This is a genomic window from Bacillus sp. ABA4_010, from assembly GCF_056159105.1.
Map to the genome: position 1 here is coordinate 450,132 of NZ_JBSWUN010000004.1, position 19,963 is coordinate 470,094.

Below are 19,963 nucleotides of genomic sequence, written 5' to 3' on the forward strand. Positions count from 1 at the left end.
CTGCTCTTTCATAACAAGGGACGCAATTAACGTGCTTAATGACCGAAATCACACTTTTAGCAGTGGCAGAGCCATCGGTGACGCCAATGGTTGGAGAGAAGGGAGCACACCTCCTCATGGAAGTTTCTTTTATCGTAAAAAATCAAAATTTAGGGTAATTGCCTGAATCAATTAGACAGGCTGATGAATAAAGTAGAATGAGGCGCCTTGAAAATTCAGAATCTTTATGGAGAAATGTAAAAAATAGGCGTATAATCAACCGTTACATGATATAATGAAGTAATAATCATGTACGGATATTGCTAGGGGTGAAGAATAAATGAGTTATGACCATCAATATTTGTTTATCGATTTTGAATTTACTATGCCTGAGGGCAAAGGGAATCCGAAAGGTTTTTTCCCTGAAATCATTGAAGTAGGCATTGTCTCCGTTGTCAATCAAGAGGTTCGTGACACCTTTTCTTCCTATGTAAAACCCGCTGCTTTTCCGATTTTGACAGAACGCTGCAAATCTTTCCTTAATATTCAACAAGATCAAGTCGATAACGGAATGAATGTCGAACAGCTGATTCATCAGCTTCAAAGCTATGAACGGCTTGGTACGAGCACTATTATTACGTGGGGCAACATGGATATGAAGGTATTAAGGCATAATTGTCAGAAAAACGGACTGACATTCCCTTTTAAAGGGAAGCAAATCGATTTATCGATGGAATATAAGCGTTTCTTTGGAGACCAAAATCAAACAGGATTATGGAAGGCGGTACAGGAGTATGGAAAAGAAGGGACAGGAAAGCACCATTGCGCCCTGGATGATGCAATGACGACGTACAATATTTTCAAACTAGTAGAAAACGACAAGCGCTATTTAGCACAGCCGGAACCGACGACCATTGGTGAACGGGTTGATTTTTCCAAACTGCTTAATAAATTTGCTTTGTAAAAGCCAAATCAACAACAAGAGTGATTTGGCTTTTTTATTTGTCTTTTTTACGAACGACCTTGAAAATAGTCTTGTTTTAAAGATAATAACCTTTCTCGACTCATAGAAGCATAAGGGGATGTTTCTGTTTCTAACTGGTCCAGCAATTCGTCGATAGCTTGATTTAAAGAAGAAGAGTAGTCGGGAATCTCTCCTACATATGGCTTGACCATTGCTTTTGGAATATTCGTTTGTTCACGAAAAGCAAGCGCACGTCGCTCATGAAAAAAAGGCACTTGTGCGTCCTTTGGATGATGCAAGTCACCTTGCTGTGGATGTTTTAGGACCGCTTTCACTCTTACGAGAAAGTGGGAAGCGCGGTCTTCTGTAATTTCACCAATGTACTTTCCTGTTTTGTAAATGCCGGTCACAATATCGCCAATTTTCAGTTCCTTTTCGTTCATTGTTAATGGTCCTCCTTGATAGATGAGTATAAACATATTATAAAGGATATAGGATAAGAAGATTACAGGTGAGGTGTTCAATTTGTTTCTATTTTTCACATTGCAGTTATTTTTGTACTTTCCGGAAGATAAATCAGAATACATTCCTGCCGCTTTTACGATGCTTTTGTTCGGAATAGCAGCTGTCATTACAATGAGATTCATCATCAAAATATCCAAAAAAGAGGCTCAGGCTGCTAAACAGCTGGAGGAAAAGCTGAAAGAATCCAATCGAGAATAAAGGGAATTTTTATCAGGAGTCTTACTATCATAAACAAATTCGCAAGTTTCGAAAGCGCAGAATGTTTTTCAGACCTCATCTGTTGCAAAAGCATGAGCATTCCTTCATATTCCACCCAACATTTACAGTCTGTTCATTAATAGAAAAGGGTTTAAATTTGGTTGACGGTGGAGAAAATGTTGAAGACACAAAGACATTTTTATTGGAGGGACATATGAATAAAGCAGCTGGCCCTTTCTTTTTAGCTCTTTTCTTTCTAACTGGTTGTATGGAGCAGCAAGTGACGAAAAAAGATGTAGAGTTGTTCAATTCCGTCGGGGACTCACTTGGGCAGGTAACGGTGAGTGAAAAAACTGATGGTGTTCAACTTGAATTTGCTTTAGAAGGTCTCCCGCCTGGTGAGCATGCCATTCACATCCATGAAGTAGGAATTTGTACTGCACCAGAGTTTAAATCCGCCGGTAATCATTTCAATCCGGATGAAAAGGAGCATGGCCTTCTCCATCCAGAAGGAGCTCATGCAGGAGACTTGCCCAACTTAATCGTGAAAGAGGATGGCAAGTTCGATGGAACGCTAATAGCACCGGCGGTGACGATGAAAGAAGGAAAAAATTCGTTGCTTCAGAGTGAAGGTACTTCTCTTGTCATTCATAAAGGAAAAGATGACGGGATGACACAGCCTGCCGGAAACTCAGGTGAGCGCATGGCGTGTGGAGTCATCTCAGAGAATAAGGACAAGCAAAAAGAAGAGGAAGAAACAAGTGGCGAAGAGGGACAAAATGACCCTGGCAAAAAAGAAGAATGAATATCGAAACCCCCATCTTTATCGCACAAAACGTGGATGAAGATGGGGGTTTCGTCTTAAAGATGGCTAAAAGATTGGTAAAGACGTTCTAATCCTTCTTGAAGGAGCTCTTTTGGACAACCAATGTTCATACGAATAAAGCCGCTCCCGTATGTCCCATATTTTGTCCCTTGTTCCAAGGCAATTTTTCCTCGCTCAAGAAGCAAATGGCGAATCTCCTCGTCGGATAATCCAAGCTCTCGGCAATCAATCCAAATTAAATACGTTCCTTCTGGCTTCATCGGCTTCAATTTTGGAAGTCGTTCATCCATGAATTGTAACGTACATTGGACGTTCTCTTGGAGATACAAGAGTAACTCGTCTAACCACTCTCCGCCGTGACGGTAAGCGGCTTCCATTGCTTTAATTCCAAATGCATTCAAGGTAAAAAATCCTTGTTTATGCTGCATCTTCACAAAGGTTTTGCGCAGCTCTTTGTTTTCAATGATAACAGCTGATGCTTGTAGCCCAGCTAAGTTGAATGTTTTACTTGGAGAAATGAACGTCATCACTTTTTGGTAATCCGTTTGTTTAACGGTGGCAGCTGGAATATGCTGATGCGGCGGATAAACGAGATCGCCATGAATTTCATCAGACACTAAAAAAACATCGTATGTTTCGCAAAGGTCATATACTTTTTCTAGTTCGTCCTGTGTCCATACTCGTCCTCCAGGATTGTGAGGACTGCATAAAATCATCATTTTGACGTTTTGTTTCAATTTTTCTTCTAAATCTTGAAAATCAATGGTATAATGCCCACCTTTTAAAACTAACGGGTTTTCAATAAGAGTTCGTTCATTTTCGGTAATCATGTTAAAGAACGGTGTATAAACGGGCGTTTGAATTAAAATAGGGTCTTTCGGTGCTGTAAAAGCTTGAATGGCCATACTAATTGAAGACACAACCCCGGGGCTGTAAACAATCGATTTTTCATCAATGGTCCAATGGTAGCGTGTTTGGAGCCAATTCACAATGGCCTTGTTTGTTTCCGCTGATGGGAGGGAGTAGCCGAATACACCATGTTCTACTGCCTCATGCAATGCTTGCTGGACTGAAGTTGGAGCTTGAAAATCCATATCGGCTACCCACATGGGTAGTAGGTCATCAGAGCCAAAAAATGTTTGAATACCATCCCATTTTACAGAATGAGTCTGTTTTCGATTCGTGATATAATCAAAAGACTGTCGCATGATACTGTATCCTCCTATGTTATAAGGTGAAAAAATGGATATAACGTATTATTCGATTGGAGTACGATGAATCCTTTTTTAAAAAAATGTGAGGTGGATTTTATGAATAGCATGCAAAGCACTAACATTCAGCTGATGGAGAATTTATTAACATGGGATCCGCTTGGTTATGGAATAGATGCTTATGAGACCGAAGTCGTCGATGTGCTGGAAGCTGTCCATCGCTATGAAGATAAACAGAAGCTGGCGCGCCGTATTCAAAGCATTTATGAATTTTCTTTTGAAGAAATCATTCCAATGTCAGTTTGTGAAAAGAAAGCAAGCGAGTTGCTCCTTATTAAAAACAGCGGCACGTGCGATTCTATAATGTAGACAGATGATAAAAGGGCCTATCACGGAAATCAACATTCAGTGACAGGTCCTTTCTGTTTAAAAAAGCATTCAAATCGAGTGCATAGCATCCTTTTTACCATAAAAATTGCAATATATGCTGTTGAATGGATTCTGGCTTCTCCTCAGGAACGAGATGACCTGTTTGGGCGAATGAGATGAAGGTCGAATGCCGAAGGTCAGCTTGAAGCCTTTTTCCAATTTTTAAAGGAACAACCCGATCGTTCTCTCCCCAAATTAACAAACTAGGTGTTTCAATGGTCTGCAGTTCATTTGACGATAAATCACCTTCTCGGTCCCGAATCATTCGCGTTAAAGCCATGAAAATACCATCATCGGTAAAAGGCTTCGTGTATCCTTCAATCATTTCATCATCAATCATCTCTAAATCATAGACGACGTTTTGTAAATTTCCTTTTACCCCTTTGCGGCCAATCCATGTTTTGACCCAAAGATAAAAATAAGGAAGATATGAAGAAAAAATTAAGCTGTAATGGGCGCGGCTTAAATAGCCGGAACTACAGAGCAAGATGACTTTATCGACAAGGTCCGGCTGAAGTTTCGCTGCATTCAAGGAGATTTGACCACCCATGGAATGACCGACAAGAGTGGTGTGAGCTAATCCAAGCTTTTGAATGAGCCCGATGACGAGTTGAGCTAAATTTTTATAAGAATATACAAATGTTAGCGACTTTTCACTTTGCCCAAAAGGAGGCAAATCAAGTACGACGATAGAGAAATCCTTGGCTAACAGCGGAATAAGGCGACGAAAACTGAAGCTAGAGGAAAGAAACCCGTGTACAAGCACAAGCGTCGGTTTGCTCGATGTATATCCATGCAGTTCGTAATAGACGGTTATGCCGTTGATGCGTTCAAAATGAGATGAAAAGGACGGGGAATTCATCATGTATCTTCACTCCAACTACGTTAATTTTTAATAGTTTCCCCGATGTATTCGGAATTAAGCATCATCGTCGCTGCCAATTTTTATTGTGCTTTTCATGGATGGAAAATTCCGTATTGCCTGCTTTTATTTGATATAATGAGGAATGAAATGACTTGAAATAGGAGGCCCTAGCATGTTTTTACAGGAGAAAGAATTAGAAATCCTTGAGATACTGGAAAAAAACAGCCGTATTACAGTTGATACGATTGCTAAAATGGTCGATTTGACGCTTGAAGAAACAGAAGAAATCATTGCTAAACTAGAGCAAGAAAAAATTATTGTTCAATATGGCACGGCTATAAACTGGAAAAAAGTAGAGGGTCACGAAAATATAACAGCGATGATTGATGTAAAAGTAACGCCAAAACGCGGCGTTGGTTTTGATGAAATTGCTGAACGTATTTACCGTTTTACTGAAGTAAGATCTGTTTATTTAATGTCGGGAGCGTATGATTTGTCTGTCATTGTAGAGGGACGATCTATGTCGGAAATTGCTTACTTCGTATCCCAAAAGTTATCAACGCTTGATTCTGTCTTGTCGACTACCACTCATTTTATTTTAAAGAAATACAAGCATGACGGGACGATTTATGAGCAAGGCGAAGATGATCGAAGAATTGTGGTGTCTCCGTAATGAAATCATATTTATCAAAGCAAGTGGAACAACTAAAGCCTTCAGGAATCCGCCGTTTTTTTGACTTGGCGGCGGGGATGGAAGGGGTTATTTCCCTTGGAGTTGGAGAACCGGATTTTGTGACGCCATGGTCCATTTGTGAAGCATCCATTTCATCATTAGAGCGCGGATACACGGCTTATACGGCTAATGCGGGATTGATGGAGCTTAGGCAAGAAATTGCCTCTTATTTGTATGAACAATTTCAGCTTACATATGATGCTTCATCAGAAGTTATCGTGACCGTAGGGGGCAGTCAAGCACTGGATGTTGCGATGCGTGCCATTTTAGATCCAGGTGATGAAGTCATTATTCCAGAGCCTACTTTCGTGTCATATGCTCCTCTTGTTTCGTTAACAGGCGGTCAGCCTGTGCCGCTTGAAACGACCATTAAAACCGAGTTCAAGCTAGAGGCAGAGGAATTGGAGAAAGCTATTACTCCGAACACGAAGGCACTTCTTCTTTGTTCGCCAAATAACCCAACGGGAAGCTTACTATCGAAAGAAGAGTTAGAAAAAATCGCTGCGATTGTCAAGAAGCATGATTTGCTCGTTATTTCAGATGAAATTTATGCAGAGCTCACATACGATGGGGTTCATTGCTCCATTGCTTCTTTAGAAGACATGAGAGAACGGACTATTTTAGTGTCTGGGTTTTCAAAAGGTTTTGCGATGACAGGTTGGCGCTTAGGCTATATTTGTGCGCCTCAAACCCTTTCGCAAGCGATGTTGAAAATTCATCAATATGCAATGATGTGTGCCCCAACAATGGCACAGTACGGAGCGATTGAAGCATTACAAAACGGCCGTGAAGATGTCGAGCATATGAAGAGAAGTTATCGTCGACGACGCAATTATATGGTGAAGTCGTTAAATGAAATTGGTTTAGATTGTCATATGCCAGGAGGAGCTTTTTATGTCTTCCCATCTGTGGCAGGAACGGGTATGACGTCAGAAGAATTTGCTGAAAAGCTATTGTTAGAAGAGCGAGTAGCAGTTGTCCCTGGAAATGTATTCGGCAAGGGTGGCGAAGGACATATTCGCTGTTCCTATGCATCTTCAATGGAAGTGCTTCAAGAAGCGATAGCGAGAATGCAACGATTTTTAGAGCGTCATCGAAATGTCTAATTATAATCATAAAAAAACTGGCAAAACCTGCGAAGCGGTTTTGCCAGTATTCAAAAAAGGGGGGGAATACTATAGAAAGCCTTATGTTTGTATTATAGCCATTCTGTATGCTTTTTAAACAAGCGTAGCAATGTTTTTACTGGGCCGAGTCATATTTTTGTTCAAACACTGTTTTGACGAGGTGTAAATATTGAGGTTCGTTTAATTCTTTAATTTTCTTTAAAATAAATTTTGTTTTTTCTACTCCCATCTCTTCAATTAAATCCATCAATTCTCCATCAATTTCTTTATCATGAGGAATTGCCTCTTCTTGAACTCCAGTTAATTCTGTAATAGGAACATCCAATACAGTGGAGATTTTCAGTAACGTTTGGCGATCCGGTGTTTTTTCTCCTTCTTCAAATTTCACAATAGTGGAGATACCTAATCGTGCTTTTAATGCAAGCTCGGTTTGGGTCATTTTTTTAAGTTCACGATACATTTTAATATTTCGGCCGGTTCTGTCCATGGCGGCTGCCTCCTTAAGGATCATTATATGTATATTTTACCATGATTAAATAGAGAGGTATTGGAATTTTCTGAACAAAAGATGACACTTTCAAGAGGCAATCTTGAATCATTATAGCGCTATGGGTATTATGTATCTGTATAATGGGGAGACATCGCTTTTCTGCTTATTTAACTTTCGTGCAACAAAATAGAAGGAAGACACGTTTAATCGTTGGAGCAGGGAGGGGAAAAGAATGAATGAAGAAGAGTTAATCGCAAAAGCGAAGGATGGAAATCATCATGCTTTTCAGCAGCTCATTCAATTGCATTATACAACTGTTGAAAAATTTGCTTATCAGCTCGGTAATAGACGGGATGAAATAGAAGATATTACGCAAGAAGTGTTTATTCGGGTGTACCGTTTTTTGGATCAGTTTACACAAGCGAAGTTTACGACTTGGCTTTACAAGATTACTTTAAACGTGACCCGGGATATGGCAAGAAAGCGAAATCAAAACTTAAAAAAGGTGTTTAAATTTCAGCAACAGCCTCAAGAGGAACATCCGCGAGTGGAAACACATCTTCTTCAAAGTGAAGAAGATCGAATGCTTCATATTTGCCTTCAGACGTTGGATGAAAAATATCGAACACCGATTATTCTTTTCTATTTTCATGATAAAAAGTATGAAGAGATTGCAGAAATCATGTCTATTGGCTTATCGACCGTGAAAACACGCATTCTTCGTGGAAAAGCGATGCTAAGAAAAGCCATTGAAGAATTTGAAACGAAAGAAGGTGGCAAATATGGATGATAAAATGTTGGAGCAACGCTTAAAACAGTTAAAAGACTCCTATGAACGAGTTCCTTCCGTCAGTTCTCCTGAAACCATTATGGAACATATTCAAATGCATGAGAAAAAGAAAACTCCAAAAACATGGTTTCATTTTCCATACGTAGCCAGTTTTATCGGTGTCTTCATTCTTGGCTCTATTTTGGGCATGCAGTTTTTCCAAGACCTTCGTTCGGAAGAGCCGTCAAGTTTGTCAGCGCCTTCCGAACGCAATGAGGAGGAAGCATCATTGGCGGACATGGAGGAAGCTGCGTTGCCGTTTAGTGAACCGAGCATGAAAAAGGAAGCTGCATACGAGGTAGCGGAAGAAAAATATAGTGAAGCGGTCCGTGATTTATCGTTAGTTTACGATCGATTAGCCAACGATTTAGAAAACAAGCTTTTTTTGCAAGAGGTCGAATCGTACTCTTTCGTACAAGAAGCCAAACAGAAGCTAGACCACTTTGAAACAACCGTAAAGACAGAAGCGAACAATGAGCAAGATTTTTTAAGGATTTGGGATGAACATCGGCAGTTTATTATTGAAAAGATGATGACACTTGAGCTTGAGTATACAGAATTAGAACGAGAAGCCCATTTCTTGAATACCCGAGGGGAGCGAAGCTTGGAAGCTCGTCTTGAAGCGTTTATTCAAAAACAAAATGAACTACTGCCTGCTTATCAGGAAAGATGGTGGAAGGTTCAAGAAGAAGTTTCTTTTAACGGCAATCTTGAAACATTAATTGAGCAGTTAAATGATCAGAAAGCGCCAGCTTCTGATAACGTACAAGAATTTAAAACAATGGTTATGGCGAGTGGTTATGAATTTTATGATGAAGGTGAAGGGATGATTGGGCTTCACATTGACTTTTTAAAAATGAAGAAAACATTTGAATCTTACCTCAGTCCAGCTTTCGTTCAGCGATTAGAAATGCTTGCTCAAAAGCAAGTAGCTGTCGATGGAGCATTAAGTATTCCCTTTGAGCAGTTAGGGACGTACATTGTCGAACTTGAGAAGGTTATTTTAGAAGATCCTTCATCGTTTGGAGCCACCTTGCTATATGAGCAATACAAGCAAGCTCTTCGCTATTACCTTGTCGGTACGGACAATACGTCGTTATTCCATTCTGATGGACTATTAAAAGAGCAGGTAAAAGAAGATTACGAGCAGTTTTTGCAAAAACATGGAGATACGAAAGCATCAATGGCGGTCAAGGAGCGCTATGAACAGTTACAAAGTGCGAAGTTCCAAAATAATAGCGAGGCATCGCTACTCTTTCCTAAACTGCTTGAAGAACAAACGGCAGGTCCATAAGGAGCGAGAAAGAAGGGGCATCTGTAAGAGAAGCGTTGTGGTAAACAGGTAGATGGAAAATAGATCCTCCTTCATATTTACGTCCAATTTTGTACATGATAAATAAAGAATAATACATTTTTGATTAAAGTTGCATTTTGTGGTATACTTTTTACTTGCATATACTTGGGCGAAATTTAAACATAATATAGGAGTGTTCTCATGAGTGAAAAAATCGAAGTAGGAACAGTTTTAAAAGGTAAAGTAACAGGAATCCAGCCATATGGCGCATTTGTAGAAATCGCTGAAAATACACAAGGACTTGTTCACATCTCTGAAATCCAACACGGATTTGTTAAAGATATTAACGAGCATTTAAAAGTAGGCGACGAAGTGAACGTAAAAGTTCTTTCTGTTGATGATGCATCTGGTAAAATTGGATTATCAATTCGTGCAACTGAAGAAGCGCCTGCAAAAGAAGAAGCAGTAGCAAAACCAAAAGCTCCAAAAAAACGTCAAGCAACGGTACAAACACAACCAACTGAAGCTCCACAAGGTTTCAACACATTGAAAGATAAGCTTCAAGAGTGGATTGATCAATCAAACCGTACAGATTTAATCAATAAATAATAAAAAAAGCGTCCCTCGGGGCGCTTTTTTTATTATAGTTTAGCCCATGAAAAAAACCCGTTATAACATATTGACGACTGTCAAATACATATAACGGGGTTTGTGGAGTGAAGAATAAACCTTTCTCTTTTCTTCACTCCTTTTAAGTTGTCCAGCTTGAGTAGCTAGGAGTTAGCATCTCATTTTTACTATTTAGCGTGTTGCACGTGCTTCAGAACGTTCCACTTCTTCAGATGGCTTAAACAACAAACCTAAGTTGATTAAACCAGCGATTCCAACTAATCCGTAGATAATGCGTGAAAGCGCAGAGCTTTGTCCGCCAAAGATGGCAGCCACTAGATCAAACTGAAAAAAGCCAATTAGTCCCCAGTTAATGGCACCAATGATGGTAAGAACGAGTGCAATACGTTGAATCGCGCTCATAAGGTAACCTCCTTAAAATGTCGTTCCCTATTAGGTTGTTTTTTTAAAGAAAAAATATGCATGCGCAACATAGAAATGGAGATAACTTTTCAAGAGGCACTTTTCTTTACAGTGAGAAAAGTGTTTATCATAATGAACATGAAAGGGAGGTTATTAATATGAATTCATTTACCTTTTTTAATCCGACAAAGCTGATTTTTGGTAAAGGACAATTACAACAATTAGAGCAGGAGCTAAGCCAGTACGGGAAAAAAGTGCTGCTTGTTTATGGCGGAGGAAGCATTAAGCGGAACGGTCTTTACGACCAAGTGTTGCAAATCCTTGAGAAAGCTGGGGCAGAAGTGTTTGAACTGTCTGGGGTAGAGCCGAACCCACGCCTTTCGACTGTACATAAAGGTGTTGAAATTTGTAAAAAAGAGAACATTGACTTCTTATTGGCTGTTGGAGGCGGAAGTGTTATTGACTGCACAAAAGCTGTAGCTGTAGGAGCAAAATATGACGGAGATGTATGGGACATTGTCACGAAAAAAGCTGAAGCAAAAGGTGCCCTTCCATTTGGAACAGTTCTGACGCTTGCAGCTACGGGCTCTGAAATGAACCCAGGCTCGGTTATTACAAATTGGGAAACAAAAGAAAAGTATGGATGGGGAAGCCCATATTCATTCCCTAAATTTTCAATTTTAGATCCAGTTAATACGTTTACAGTACCGAAGGATCAGACGATTTATGGAATTGTTGACATGATGAGCCATGTGTTTGAACAATATTTCCATCATGTTCCGAATACACCACTTCAAGATCGTCTTTGTGAGTCTGTTTTGCAAACGGTTATGGAAGCAGGACCGAAGCTTGTTGAGGACCTAGAAAATTATGACCTTCGTGAAACGATTCTTTATTCCGGAACAATTGCTTTAAACGGAATGCTTCAAATGGGGTATCAAGGTGATTGGGCGACTCATAATATTGAGCATGCCGTATCAGCGGTGTATGACATTCCACACGGTGGTGGATTGTCCATTATATTCCCTAATTGGATGAAGCACACGTTGCATGAAAATGTAGCTCGTTATAAGCAACTTGCTGTACGTGTATTTGGAGTGAATCCAGATGGGAAAACGGATGAAGAAATTGCCCTTGAAGGAATTGAAAAGCTTCGTGAATTTTGGACTAGCATTGGAGCGCCTTCTCGCTTGGCAGATTATGAAATCGGTGAGGAGAACCTTGAGCTTATGGCTGACAAAGCAATGGCTTATGGGGAATTTGGTCACTTTAAAGTTTTAAATAAAGAAGACGTTTTAAGTATTCTAAAAGCTTCTCTCTAATCCTTGCTGGATTGCTAAAAAAGACTGGCTTAGCCTGCTCGCTTTTAGCACGATAGAAAAAGACCGCAACGTGCTTCGTTGCGGTCTTTTTAATAACGTATTAATGATTTAACGCATTTTTACCGGTTTTTTTTAGAAGATTGGCCAGTAACTTTTTTCAGTTTTAAATCATCCTGTGTCGTTTTTTCCCATAAAGGTACATTTGTATAATAGGCAGCCCGGCTAATGAGATGCCCAGCTACAGGAGATGTTATGAAAACAAACACGATTCCAAGTACTAAACGAGCGCTAATATAGCCCTTTTCCATCCAAAAGAAGAGTAAGGCACCTATTAAGATAAACATAATCCCTAGTGTGGCGCTTTTGGAGGCTGCGTGACTGCGCGTATACGTATCTGGAAGGCGAATGAGTCCAATCGTTGTAATTAAGCTGAGAAGCGCTCCTAACACGATAAGAATGGTCGCTCCATATTTAACGATTTCGATCATTTTCAATAATCTCCCCTTTCTCTAAGAACTTAGAAAAAGCGATTGTGCCGATAAAGGAGATAATTCCAAACAGCAGGATGACCTCAAAAAATGCATCTGTATGGAAGATAACACACACTATCCCCGTAATTCCAATTAAGTTAATACCGATGGCGTCTAACGCCATGACGCGGTCCGGAGTGGATGGGCCTTTAACGGCACGGTAAATTAAGCCGATGGTGGCGATAGATATAATAACGAGAGCAGCATTTAACAATCCCTCAATCATAATCGGCTCACCTCCATAATTGCTTTTTCAAATGTGTTTTTAATATCATCAATTGTTTCATCCACATCATTGATGTTCATGGCGTGAATGTAAAGAAGGGTATTATCGTCAGAAATATCAATAACAAGCGTACCAGGCGTCAGGGTAATTAAGTTGGCTAAAACTGTAATTTCCCAATCCTTTTTAACTGCAATCGGAAGGGCGAAGATGCCCGGTTGAATGTCCAGCTTCGGCTTTAACACATCTTTAATGACGACAATATTGGACTTAAACAGTTCCCTCATAAAAATGAATAGTAATTTTACGACCGCATAAACTCTCTCAATGTAAAATCGTCCCGAAAAAAAGCGCCTCATGATAAAAAGAATCAAAATTCCGAGCGTATATCCGACCCCGAAGGTGATACCTGCCCAGGAATTATTGAGGAACATCCAAATAAACGCGATAAGAAAATTGAGCAATATTTGAAAAGACATATGCATCTACTCCTTTAACACCGAATGGATATAGATTGAAGGGTCAGCTAATGTCTTTGCCGCATCCTCTACATATGGGTAAATCCATTCAGCTCCTACACCCATAAAAATTGACACGACTAAAAGCAGGGCAGAAGGATATAGTAACCCTTTTGTGCTGCCTTTTTCTTGCTCAGCCGATAGTTTTGGTTCTCTCCAAAAACAATTCATAAAGATTTTCATAACAGAATAAAGAACAACGAGGCTTGAAATCAGTAATACGGCTACAAAAGTATAGTTTTCTGTAGCAAATCCGCTTCGAATTAAGAGCAGTTTGCCGATAAATCCGCTAAGCGGCGGAATGCCGGCAAGGGCGATAGTAGCCGTGAAAAACATCCATCCGAGTAAAGGGTGGCGCTTAATCAATCCGCCCATTTTATCCATGTTGGATGTTCCTGTAATGGCAACAATGGTGCCTGCAAGTAAAAATAGAGCCCCTTTAATTACCATATCATGCAATAAATAATAAAGAGAACCGGTTAGTCCTTCTATGGTCGCAATTTTCACTCCGTACAGAATGACTCCGACAGCAATCACAATATTGTAAATTAAAATTTGTTTGATGTCGGAATAAGCTAACGCTCCTACGCATCCAATAATGATGGTGAAAAGCGCCATATAACCGATTAATGTATGCGTAAATGCTTGGTCATGATAAAACAACAACGTAAAGATACGGAAAATGGAGTATACCCCGACTTTTGTTAAAAGAGCACCAAACAAAGCCGTTACGGCAGCCGGTGGTGCTTGATAGGAACCTGGCAACCAAAAATAAAGCGGGAAGATTGCGCCTTTTAGCCCGAATACGACAAGGAAAAGTACAGCGATGACCGTTAAAATGCCTGGCTGCCCGGCCTCGTTAATTTTGACAGATAAATCGGCCATGTTTAATGTACCAGTGACTGAATATAAATAGCCGACAGCAATAACGAATAAAGCAGAGGAAATAACATTCACAAGAATATACTTGATGGATTCCCTCAATTGAATTTTCGTTCCTCCTAGTACAATCAGTACATAGGAAGACATGAGCATAACTTCAAAGAAAACAAATAGGTTGAAGATGTCTCCTGTTAAGAAGGCACCGCTGACCCCTGTCACAAGGAATTGAACAAAAGCGTAAAAAGAGAATTTTTCACGCCCGCTCCCGATGGAACGAAAAGCGAACAAGACGCAGCAGAAGCTGACAATATTCGCCGTTAAAACAAGCATAGAAGCCATTAAATCGGCTACAAGTACGATGCCAAAAGGCGCCGGCCAATCGCCGAGTTCATGGATTTGAATTCCGTTTTCATAAACATTTTGAACTAGCATGAATGATAAACTGATGCCAACAACAAATGATAGAACACTTACAATTCTTTGAAGACGTACATGGTCTTTTAGAAACATTAAAATGATGCCGGTAATCAAAGGAATAATAAGTGGTAAAATGACGAGATTATTCATGGTTTTCATTACCCCTTAACTTATCCATATCGTCTGTCCCAAGCTCTTGATAGGCACGGTAAGCCAATACGAGTAAAAACGACGTTACCCCGAAACTGATAACGATGGCCGTTAAAATAAGAGCTTGCGGCAAGGCATCTGTATACGAAGAAGCCTTTTCACCTAGAAGCGGAACTGCTCCGCGCTTTAAGCCGCCCATTGTCAGTAGCAATAAATGCGCTCCGTGACTTAAAAGTCCTGTTCCGATAATAATGCGAAGCAAGCTTCGCGACAGCATAAGATAGGTTGCTGCCATAAATAAAATTCCGATAGCAATAGACATTAATATTTCCATTATTCACTCTCTCCAATCGTTTGAATAATGGTCATCGTCACGCCCACTACCACTAAGTAGACGCCAAGATCAAACAAACTTGCTGTTGCCAGCGACACTTCTCCTAATCCAGGGAGATGTGGGTGACCGAACGTATGCGTTAAAAATGGAACGTCAAATACAAACGCCCCTAGTCCTGTCAGTACGGCAATCAGAAGGCCTGTTGCAACAATCATTTTGTAGTCGAATGGCACGACATTTTTAACGGTTTTAACATCAAACGCTAGCAGCAATAAGACAAGCGCAGATGATACCATCAATCCTCCGACAAAGCCTCCACCCGGTGTGTAATGCCCTGTCCAAAATAGATAGATGGAGAAGATGATGATAATAAAGGCAACGACTTTTGTAACGGTTTGTAAAATTAAATCATTGGCCTTCATTCTTCACTCCCCTTTCTCGTTAAACGAAGTTTAATCATGGCATAAATTCCAAATGCCGCAATGCCTAGCACTGTAATTTCAAATAAAGTATCAAAGCCACGGAAATCAACTAAAATCACGTTTACGATATTTTTCCCGCCCGCTTCTGTGTAACTGTTATCCACGAAGTACTGTGTAATGGAATCAAATAGTTTCGTACTGTGGGCAGAAAGGGCGACGAGTGTGACGGTTACCCCAACACCAAGTGAAATAAGGAAATTGTTCATTACGAATTTAAATTTTTTCGGCACACGCTGAATCTCTGGCAGATGGTAAAAGCAAAGAAGAAACAGTGCCGTTGAGATGGTTTCAATCACAAGCTGTGTTAGTGCCAAGTCTGGCGCTCGGAACAACACGAAAAATAAAGCGACAGAGTAGCCGACCATCCCTAAGGAAATAATCGCCGTTAAACGTGATTTTGATAAGACGGTCATGAACGCCGCCGCAATCATGGCGATAATTAAAATCACTTCATATACGCCAACAGGAGCAAGGTTATCGACTTTCATGCTGAATGAGCCTGTGACGAACAGTGTACCCAATACGGCCACAATTAAAAAGGCAAAAATGTAGATGAGATACTCGCGCAGAGAACCTTTCATCCAAAAATGCATAAACGAACGTGAGCCTTTATCGACTGTTGACAATCCTTGGTCATAAACATGGTTGAGTGCCAACTTTTGTGGAAATACACGGTAAAGCTTGGACCATTTAGCGACTGTTATAAACAGCAATGTACCAAGTGCAATAACGCCGATTGTCATAAACAGCTCCGTTGTCCAACCATGCCAGAATGAGATATGGACATAAAACTTTTCACCACTATCCAACAATGACGGTAAAATAGCAGCCATCGCCGGTTCAATAATGCTGTGGGCGAGCAGATTTGGAAATAGTCCAAAAATAATGACTAAAGAAGCAAGGATAACAGGCGGAATAAGCATGCCAATCGGTGCTTCATGAGGCTTCTTTTCTAGCTTCTCCGGCTGGTATTTGCCTGTGAATGTTTTAAAGACGATGATCATGCTGTATACAAATGTGAACACACTTGCAATCCAAGCAAGGATTGGGAATAAAATCCCCCATGTTTCCAAGTTGTAGATGTCCATCTTAGTCACATGAACCATACCTGTAAAGAACATTTCTTTACTTAAGAATCCGTTAAATGGTGGTAAGCCGGCCATTGCAAAACAGCCGATAATGGCAATGGTGAAAGTAATCGGCATGAAATTCATCAGACCGCCGAGCTTCCGAATGTCACGTGTTCCTGTTTCATGGTCGATAATCCCGACCACCATGAACAAACTTCCTTTAAATGTTGCATGGTTAATTAGGTGGAACACAGCAGCCGTAATGGCTACGACATAAATGTTATCGTCTAGGAAGTCATAATGAAGTGCTGCACTTCCTACTCCGATTAAAGACATAATCAATCCAAGCTGACTAATGGTTGAAAAGGCTAGAATGCCTTTTAAGTCAGTTTGTTTGACTGCTGAGAAAGATCCCCAGAATAACGTTGTAATCCCGACAGCAGATACGGCGATAAACCAAACAGATGTATCTGCAAAAAGTGGACTGAGGCGTGCCAGTAAGTAAATCCCGGCTTTAACCATTGTGGCAGAGTGCAAGTAGGCACTAACAGGTGTTGGTGCTTCCATTGCATCAGGGAGCCAAATGTGAAACGGAAATTGCGCAGACTTTGTAAATGCTCCGAGAAGAATGAGAATTAACCCAGGGATGAACAGGTCGTGTGCAGCGATAGTTGCTGCGTTTGCTACCATCTCCCGGATACTGAATGTTCCGCTCATAATGTAAAGAAGAACGAAACCACCAAGCATAGCTAATCCCCCGAATACCGTGATGAGCATCGATTTTTGTGCTCCGTAACGGGATTTTTCACGCTGATACCAATAGCCAATTAAAAGAAAGGACGACAAACTTGTAAGTTCCCAAAATGTATACAGAACGATGACGTTATCTGATAGCACGACACCTAGCATCGCTCCCATAAATAGAAGCAAATATACATAAAAGGAATTCAATGCCTCTTTTGTTTTGGATAGATAGTAAATGGAATAAAGCACAACTAAGGAGCCAATTCCGGTAATCAACAAACTAAAGAGTACACTAAGTCCATCCACATATAATCGCATATCAATTCCGAGACTTGGAATCCAAGCGAGAGATTGTTCATATGTATCTCCATGCGATGTGGTGCGGATAAACTGAGTAAAATACATAAAAAGCAATACAGGTAGCGGCAGTACAAACCAGCCTGTATGGACCTTTCGAGCATATTTGTACAAGAAAGGTACCAAGATTGCCAAAAGAAAAGGTGAAAATGTAACCAGGTGCAATAAAGACAAAATATCTTCCTCCTTACTTCTAAAGGTGAAACTGTATTCCTCCGTGAAACAAAGGAAACTGTCCATTTCTTCTTGCCACTTAATAGTATCAGTCATTATTCTAACGGATATGAGCCATGATTAACATTCTTTGAACCTAAAAAGCCCGATACTTCTTACGGATGAAAGTGAAAAAGGTTTCATTTTTCTTGTATAAATCGACGAAAAAATCTTCATCCTATTAATAGGATGGTGATGATATGTTTATGAAACACATAAAGCACATTATAGTAAGCGTTAGTATTTTTTTCGTCCTGTTCATTAGTGCATATATGCTCAACAATACGTCAAAGAGATCCTTATATGATGACATGTTTATCCGTCCTGTCAATTATGAGCAGATGGCCAGCATTGTAACGAGAACAGAGTCTGTTTTTCAGCCGAGGGAATACGTCAGAATTGGAATTGTCATGACTTCCGCTTCAGAATTGGCAGAAGAAACGGAAGAATCATAGAACAGGCTTGCTTTAACCAAATGTCGTTTTGTCTCTTCCTAATGAAGTGTCATCAACTATTTTACAGAAAAGGTTGATTGGCGCTTCATTTATACATGTTCTATCTTACATAATTGGACAAGTTTTTTAAACTTCAATATGTATTCGCTTACACAAAGTAGTCTATCTTGCATTCTTTTTCCTGTTTCGTTAAAGTGAAAGAAGCAATATAAACTTGAGATGGAGGAAAAAGATTATGACACATGTTCGCTTTGATTATTCAAAAGCGCTCTCTTTTTTTGGTGAGCATGAACTTACATATTTACGGGATGCAGTAAAAGTGGCTCATCATTCTATTCACGAAAAAACAGGCGCTGGTAACGATTTTCTAGGCTGGGTGGACCTTCCTGTCGATTATGATAAGGAAGAATTTTCTCGCATTGAAAAAGCAGCGGAAAAAATTAAGTCTGATTCCGATGTATTGCTTGTTATTGGAATTGGTGGTTCTTATTTAGGTGCTCGTGCAGCGATTGAAATGCTACAGCATTCTTTTTATAATGCTCTTCCAAAAGAAAAGCGTAAAACACCTCAAATCCTGTTTGTTGGAAATAACATCAGCTCTACATATATGAAAGATTTGATGGATTTATTGGAAGGGAAAGATTTCTCTATCAATGTTATCTCCAAATCTGGTACAACAACGGAACCAGCTATTGCTTTCCGTATTTTCCGCAAGCTTCTTGAAGAGAAGTACGGCAAAGAGGAAGCTGGAAAGCGCATTTATGCGACAACGGATAAAGAACGTGGTGCACTTAAAACATTGGCAACAGAAGAAGGATACGAGTCATTTGTTATTCCAGATGATGTTGGCGGCCGTTATTCTGTTTTAACAGCAGTAGGTTTACTTCCAATTGCTGTGAGCGGGGCGAACATCGGTCAAATGATGGAAGGAGCAGCTCAAGCGCGTGAAGATTTCAGCAAGTCTGAGTTAGAAGAGAATGCTGCTTATCAATATGCGGCTGTTCGAAACGTTCTTTACAATAAAGGTAAAACGATTGAAATGTTAATTAACTATGAGCCAGGCCTTCAATATTTTGCTGAATGGTGGAAACAGTTATTTGGTGAAAGTGAAGGAAAAGACCAAAAAGGAATTTTCCCTTCGTCTGCAAACTTCTCAACAGATCTTCATTCTTTAGGTCAATATGTCCAAGAAGGACGTCGTGACTTATTCGAAACGGTGTTAAAAGTAGAAACAGCTCGTCATGAATTAACGATTGAAGCAGAAGAAAGCGATCTAGATGGCTTAAATTACCTTGAAGGAAAAACTGTAGACTTCGTTAATACGAAGGCGTTTGAAGGAACAATGCTTGCTCATACAGACGGTGCGGTTCCTAACTTGGTGGTGACTCTTCCGAAGATGGATGAGTATACATTCGGATATGTGGCTTATTTCTTTGAAAAAGCTTGTGCGATGAGCGGTTATTTACTTGGGGTTAATCCATTTGATCAGCCAGGTGTTGAAGCTTATAAAGTCAATATGTTTGCATTGCTTGGCAAACCAGGTTTTGAAGAGAAAAAAGCTGAGCTGGAAAAACGTTTAACAAAATAATTGTTCAGCAGTTCTAACTCGTGATGTTTCTTTAAATATAACGAAAAAAAGACGGTTCCTCCATTAGAAAATGGAGGCCGTTTTTTTTATTTTGCGGGTACTTAGCGGGAAGAGAGCTTTTGGTCGCTAAACAAGGATAAAACGAAGCAAAGAGGAAAACATAATCGCAAAGGGGT

Annotated in this window: 24 protein-coding genes; 12 read left to right on the forward strand and 12 right to left on the reverse strand. The window is 40.0% G+C overall.

Translation table 11 applies throughout. The features are described from left to right. Nucleotides 1-319 precede the first annotated feature (319 nt). Complete coding sequence (gene kapD / locus ACXAEO_RS21780; RefSeq protein WP_474885018.1) at nucleotides 320-943, forward strand: 3'-5' exonuclease KapD; 624 nt, start codon at nucleotides 320-322, stop codon at nucleotides 941-943. Nucleotides 944-990: 47 nt separating this feature from the next. On the opposite strand, the gene kapB is transcribed toward kapD, so the two are convergent. Further along, nucleotides 991-1,386, reverse strand: coding sequence for a kinase-associated lipoprotein KapB (gene kapB / locus ACXAEO_RS21785; protein WP_474885021.1), 396 nt, complete (start codon nucleotides 1,384-1,386; stop codon nucleotides 991-993). Between the two features lie 82 nt (nucleotides 1,387-1,468). Here kapB and ACXAEO_RS21790 point away from each other — a divergent pair, with 82 nt between their 5' ends. Together ACXAEO_RS21790 and ACXAEO_RS21795 are read left to right on the forward strand one after the other, a co-directional pair. Further along, complete coding sequence (locus ACXAEO_RS21790; RefSeq protein WP_474885023.1) at nucleotides 1,469-1,666, forward strand: hypothetical protein; 198 nt, start codon at nucleotides 1,469-1,471, stop codon at nucleotides 1,664-1,666. Between the two features lie 214 nt (nucleotides 1,667-1,880). Beyond that, entirely contained in the window at nucleotides 1,881-2,471 is a 591-nt protein-coding gene (locus ACXAEO_RS21795; protein WP_474885025.1) for a superoxide dismutase family protein, read from the forward strand. A 56-nt stretch (nucleotides 2,472-2,527) separates the two neighbouring features. On the opposite strand, the gene ACXAEO_RS21800 is transcribed toward ACXAEO_RS21795, so the two are convergent. Next, nucleotides 2,528-3,700: a MalY/PatB family protein gene (locus ACXAEO_RS21800; protein ID WP_474885026.1), complete on the reverse strand. Its 1,173-nt coding sequence runs from the start codon at nucleotides 3,698-3,700 to the stop codon at nucleotides 2,528-2,530. Between the two features lie 102 nt (nucleotides 3,701-3,802). Here ACXAEO_RS21800 and ACXAEO_RS21805 point away from each other — a divergent pair, with 102 nt between their 5' ends. Then, nucleotides 3,803-4,072 carry a DUF1871 family protein gene (locus ACXAEO_RS21805; RefSeq protein WP_474885028.1) on the forward strand — a complete coding sequence of 90 codons (270 nt, stop codon included), beginning with the start codon at nucleotides 3,803-3,805 and terminating at the stop codon, nucleotides 4,070-4,072. Nucleotides 4,073-4,166: 94 nt separating this feature from the next. Here ACXAEO_RS21805 and ACXAEO_RS21810 read toward each other — a convergent pair whose 3' ends face one another. Next, nucleotides 4,167-4,994 (reverse strand): alpha/beta fold hydrolase, encoded by an 828-nt coding sequence (locus ACXAEO_RS21810; protein ID WP_474885137.1) that lies wholly within the window; start codon nucleotides 4,992-4,994, stop codon nucleotides 4,167-4,169. Nucleotides 4,995-5,169: 175 nt separating this feature from the next. Between ACXAEO_RS21810 and ACXAEO_RS21815 the strand changes: the two genes are divergently transcribed. Next, entirely contained in the window at nucleotides 5,170-5,670 is a 501-nt protein-coding gene (locus tag ACXAEO_RS21815; protein WP_474885031.1) for an Lrp/AsnC family transcriptional regulator, read from the forward strand. Continuing rightward, nucleotides 5,670-6,836 (forward strand): aminotransferase, encoded by a 1,167-nt coding sequence (locus ACXAEO_RS21820; protein WP_474885033.1) that lies wholly within the window; start codon nucleotides 5,670-5,672, stop codon nucleotides 6,834-6,836. Before ACXAEO_RS21815 ends, ACXAEO_RS21820 begins: the two co-directional genes overlap by 1 nt. Nucleotides 6,837-6,972: 136 nt before the next feature. On the opposite strand, the gene ACXAEO_RS21825 is transcribed toward ACXAEO_RS21820, so the two are convergent. Next, nucleotides 6,973-7,344 (reverse strand): helix-turn-helix domain-containing protein, encoded by a 372-nt coding sequence (locus ACXAEO_RS21825; RefSeq protein ID WP_474885035.1) that lies wholly within the window; start codon nucleotides 7,342-7,344, stop codon nucleotides 6,973-6,975. Between the two features lie 235 nt (nucleotides 7,345-7,579). On the opposite strand from ACXAEO_RS21825, the gene ACXAEO_RS21830 reads away from it, so the two are divergent. The 3 genes from ACXAEO_RS21830 (at nucleotide 7,580) to yugI (ending at nucleotide 10,079) form a co-directional block, all read left to right on the forward strand. Then, complete coding sequence (locus tag ACXAEO_RS21830) at nucleotides 7,580-8,137, forward strand: RNA polymerase sigma factor (protein ID WP_474885036.1); 558 nt, start codon at nucleotides 7,580-7,582, stop codon at nucleotides 8,135-8,137. Beyond that, nucleotides 8,130-9,470: a hypothetical protein gene (locus ACXAEO_RS21835; RefSeq protein WP_474885038.1), complete on the forward strand. Its 1,341-nt coding sequence runs from the start codon at nucleotides 8,130-8,132 to the stop codon at nucleotides 9,468-9,470. Before ACXAEO_RS21830 ends, ACXAEO_RS21835 begins: the two co-directional genes overlap by 8 nt. 201 nt (nucleotides 9,471-9,671) lie before the next feature. Further along, complete coding sequence (gene yugI, locus ACXAEO_RS21840; RefSeq protein ID WP_474885040.1) at nucleotides 9,672-10,079, forward strand: S1 domain-containing post-transcriptional regulator GSP13; 408 nt, start codon at nucleotides 9,672-9,674, stop codon at nucleotides 10,077-10,079. Nucleotides 10,080-10,271: 192 nt separating this feature from the next. Here yugI and ACXAEO_RS21845 read toward each other — a convergent pair whose 3' ends face one another. After that, nucleotides 10,272-10,502: a DUF378 domain-containing protein gene (locus ACXAEO_RS21845; RefSeq protein ID WP_474885042.1), complete on the reverse strand. Its 231-nt coding sequence runs from the start codon at nucleotides 10,500-10,502 to the stop codon at nucleotides 10,272-10,274. Between the two features lie 158 nt (nucleotides 10,503-10,660). On the opposite strand from ACXAEO_RS21845, the gene ACXAEO_RS21850 reads away from it, so the two are divergent. Further along, nucleotides 10,661-11,824 carry an iron-containing alcohol dehydrogenase gene (locus tag ACXAEO_RS21850; RefSeq protein ID WP_474885044.1) on the forward strand — a complete coding sequence of 388 codons (1,164 nt, stop codon included), beginning with the start codon at nucleotides 10,661-10,663 and terminating at the stop codon, nucleotides 11,822-11,824. A gap of 119 nt (nucleotides 11,825-11,943) precedes the next feature. On the opposite strand, the gene mnhG is transcribed toward ACXAEO_RS21850, so the two are convergent. The 7 genes from mnhG to ACXAEO_RS21885 are packed head-to-tail and all read right to left on the reverse strand — an operon-like array spanning nucleotide 11,944 to nucleotide 17,705. Then, on the reverse strand, nucleotides 11,944-12,312 hold the full coding sequence (gene mnhG / locus ACXAEO_RS21855; protein WP_474885046.1) for a monovalent cation/H(+) antiporter subunit G: 369 nt from the start codon (nucleotides 12,310-12,312) through the stop codon (nucleotides 11,944-11,946). Continuing rightward, a complete protein-coding gene (locus tag ACXAEO_RS21860) occupies nucleotides 12,296-12,580 on the reverse strand; it encodes a Na(+)/H(+) antiporter subunit F1 (RefSeq protein WP_474885048.1) in 285 nt (94 codons plus the stop codon). The genes mnhG and ACXAEO_RS21860 overlap by 17 nt, the downstream gene beginning before the upstream one ends. Beyond that, entirely contained in the window at nucleotides 12,577-13,056 is a 480-nt protein-coding gene (locus tag ACXAEO_RS21865) for a Na+/H+ antiporter subunit E (RefSeq protein WP_474885050.1), read from the reverse strand. The genes ACXAEO_RS21860 and ACXAEO_RS21865 overlap by 4 nt, the downstream gene beginning before the upstream one ends. Before the next feature lie 6 nt (nucleotides 13,057-13,062). After that, nucleotides 13,063-14,544, reverse strand: a complete 1,482-nt coding sequence (locus tag ACXAEO_RS21870; protein ID WP_474885052.1) for a Na+/H+ antiporter subunit D — start codon at nucleotides 14,542-14,544, stop codon at nucleotides 13,063-13,065. After that, complete coding sequence (locus ACXAEO_RS21875) at nucleotides 14,537-14,878, reverse strand: Na(+)/H(+) antiporter subunit C (protein ID WP_474885054.1); 342 nt, start codon at nucleotides 14,876-14,878, stop codon at nucleotides 14,537-14,539. The genes ACXAEO_RS21870 and ACXAEO_RS21875 overlap by 8 nt, the downstream gene beginning before the upstream one ends. Continuing rightward, complete coding sequence (locus tag ACXAEO_RS21880) at nucleotides 14,878-15,300, reverse strand: Na(+)/H(+) antiporter subunit B (protein WP_474885056.1); 423 nt, start codon at nucleotides 15,298-15,300, stop codon at nucleotides 14,878-14,880. The genes ACXAEO_RS21875 and ACXAEO_RS21880 overlap by 1 nt, the downstream gene beginning before the upstream one ends. Further along, nucleotides 15,297-17,705 (reverse strand): Na+/H+ antiporter subunit A, encoded by a 2,409-nt coding sequence (locus ACXAEO_RS21885; RefSeq protein ID WP_474885058.1) that lies wholly within the window; start codon nucleotides 17,703-17,705, stop codon nucleotides 15,297-15,299. Before ACXAEO_RS21885 ends, ACXAEO_RS21880 begins: the two co-directional genes overlap by 4 nt. Nucleotides 17,706-17,944: 239 nt before the next feature. Here ACXAEO_RS21885 and ACXAEO_RS21890 point away from each other — a divergent pair, with 239 nt between their 5' ends. Both ACXAEO_RS21890 and ACXAEO_RS21895 read left to right on the forward strand, forming a co-directional pair. Beyond that, entirely contained in the window at nucleotides 17,945-18,199 is a 255-nt protein-coding gene (locus tag ACXAEO_RS21890; RefSeq protein ID WP_474885060.1) for a hypothetical protein, read from the forward strand. 235 nt (nucleotides 18,200-18,434) lie between these two features. Continuing rightward, a complete protein-coding gene (locus tag ACXAEO_RS21895) occupies nucleotides 18,435-19,787 on the forward strand; it encodes a glucose-6-phosphate isomerase (RefSeq protein WP_474885061.1) in 1,353 nt (450 codons plus the stop codon). Nucleotides 19,788-19,963: the final 176 nt, after the last annotated feature.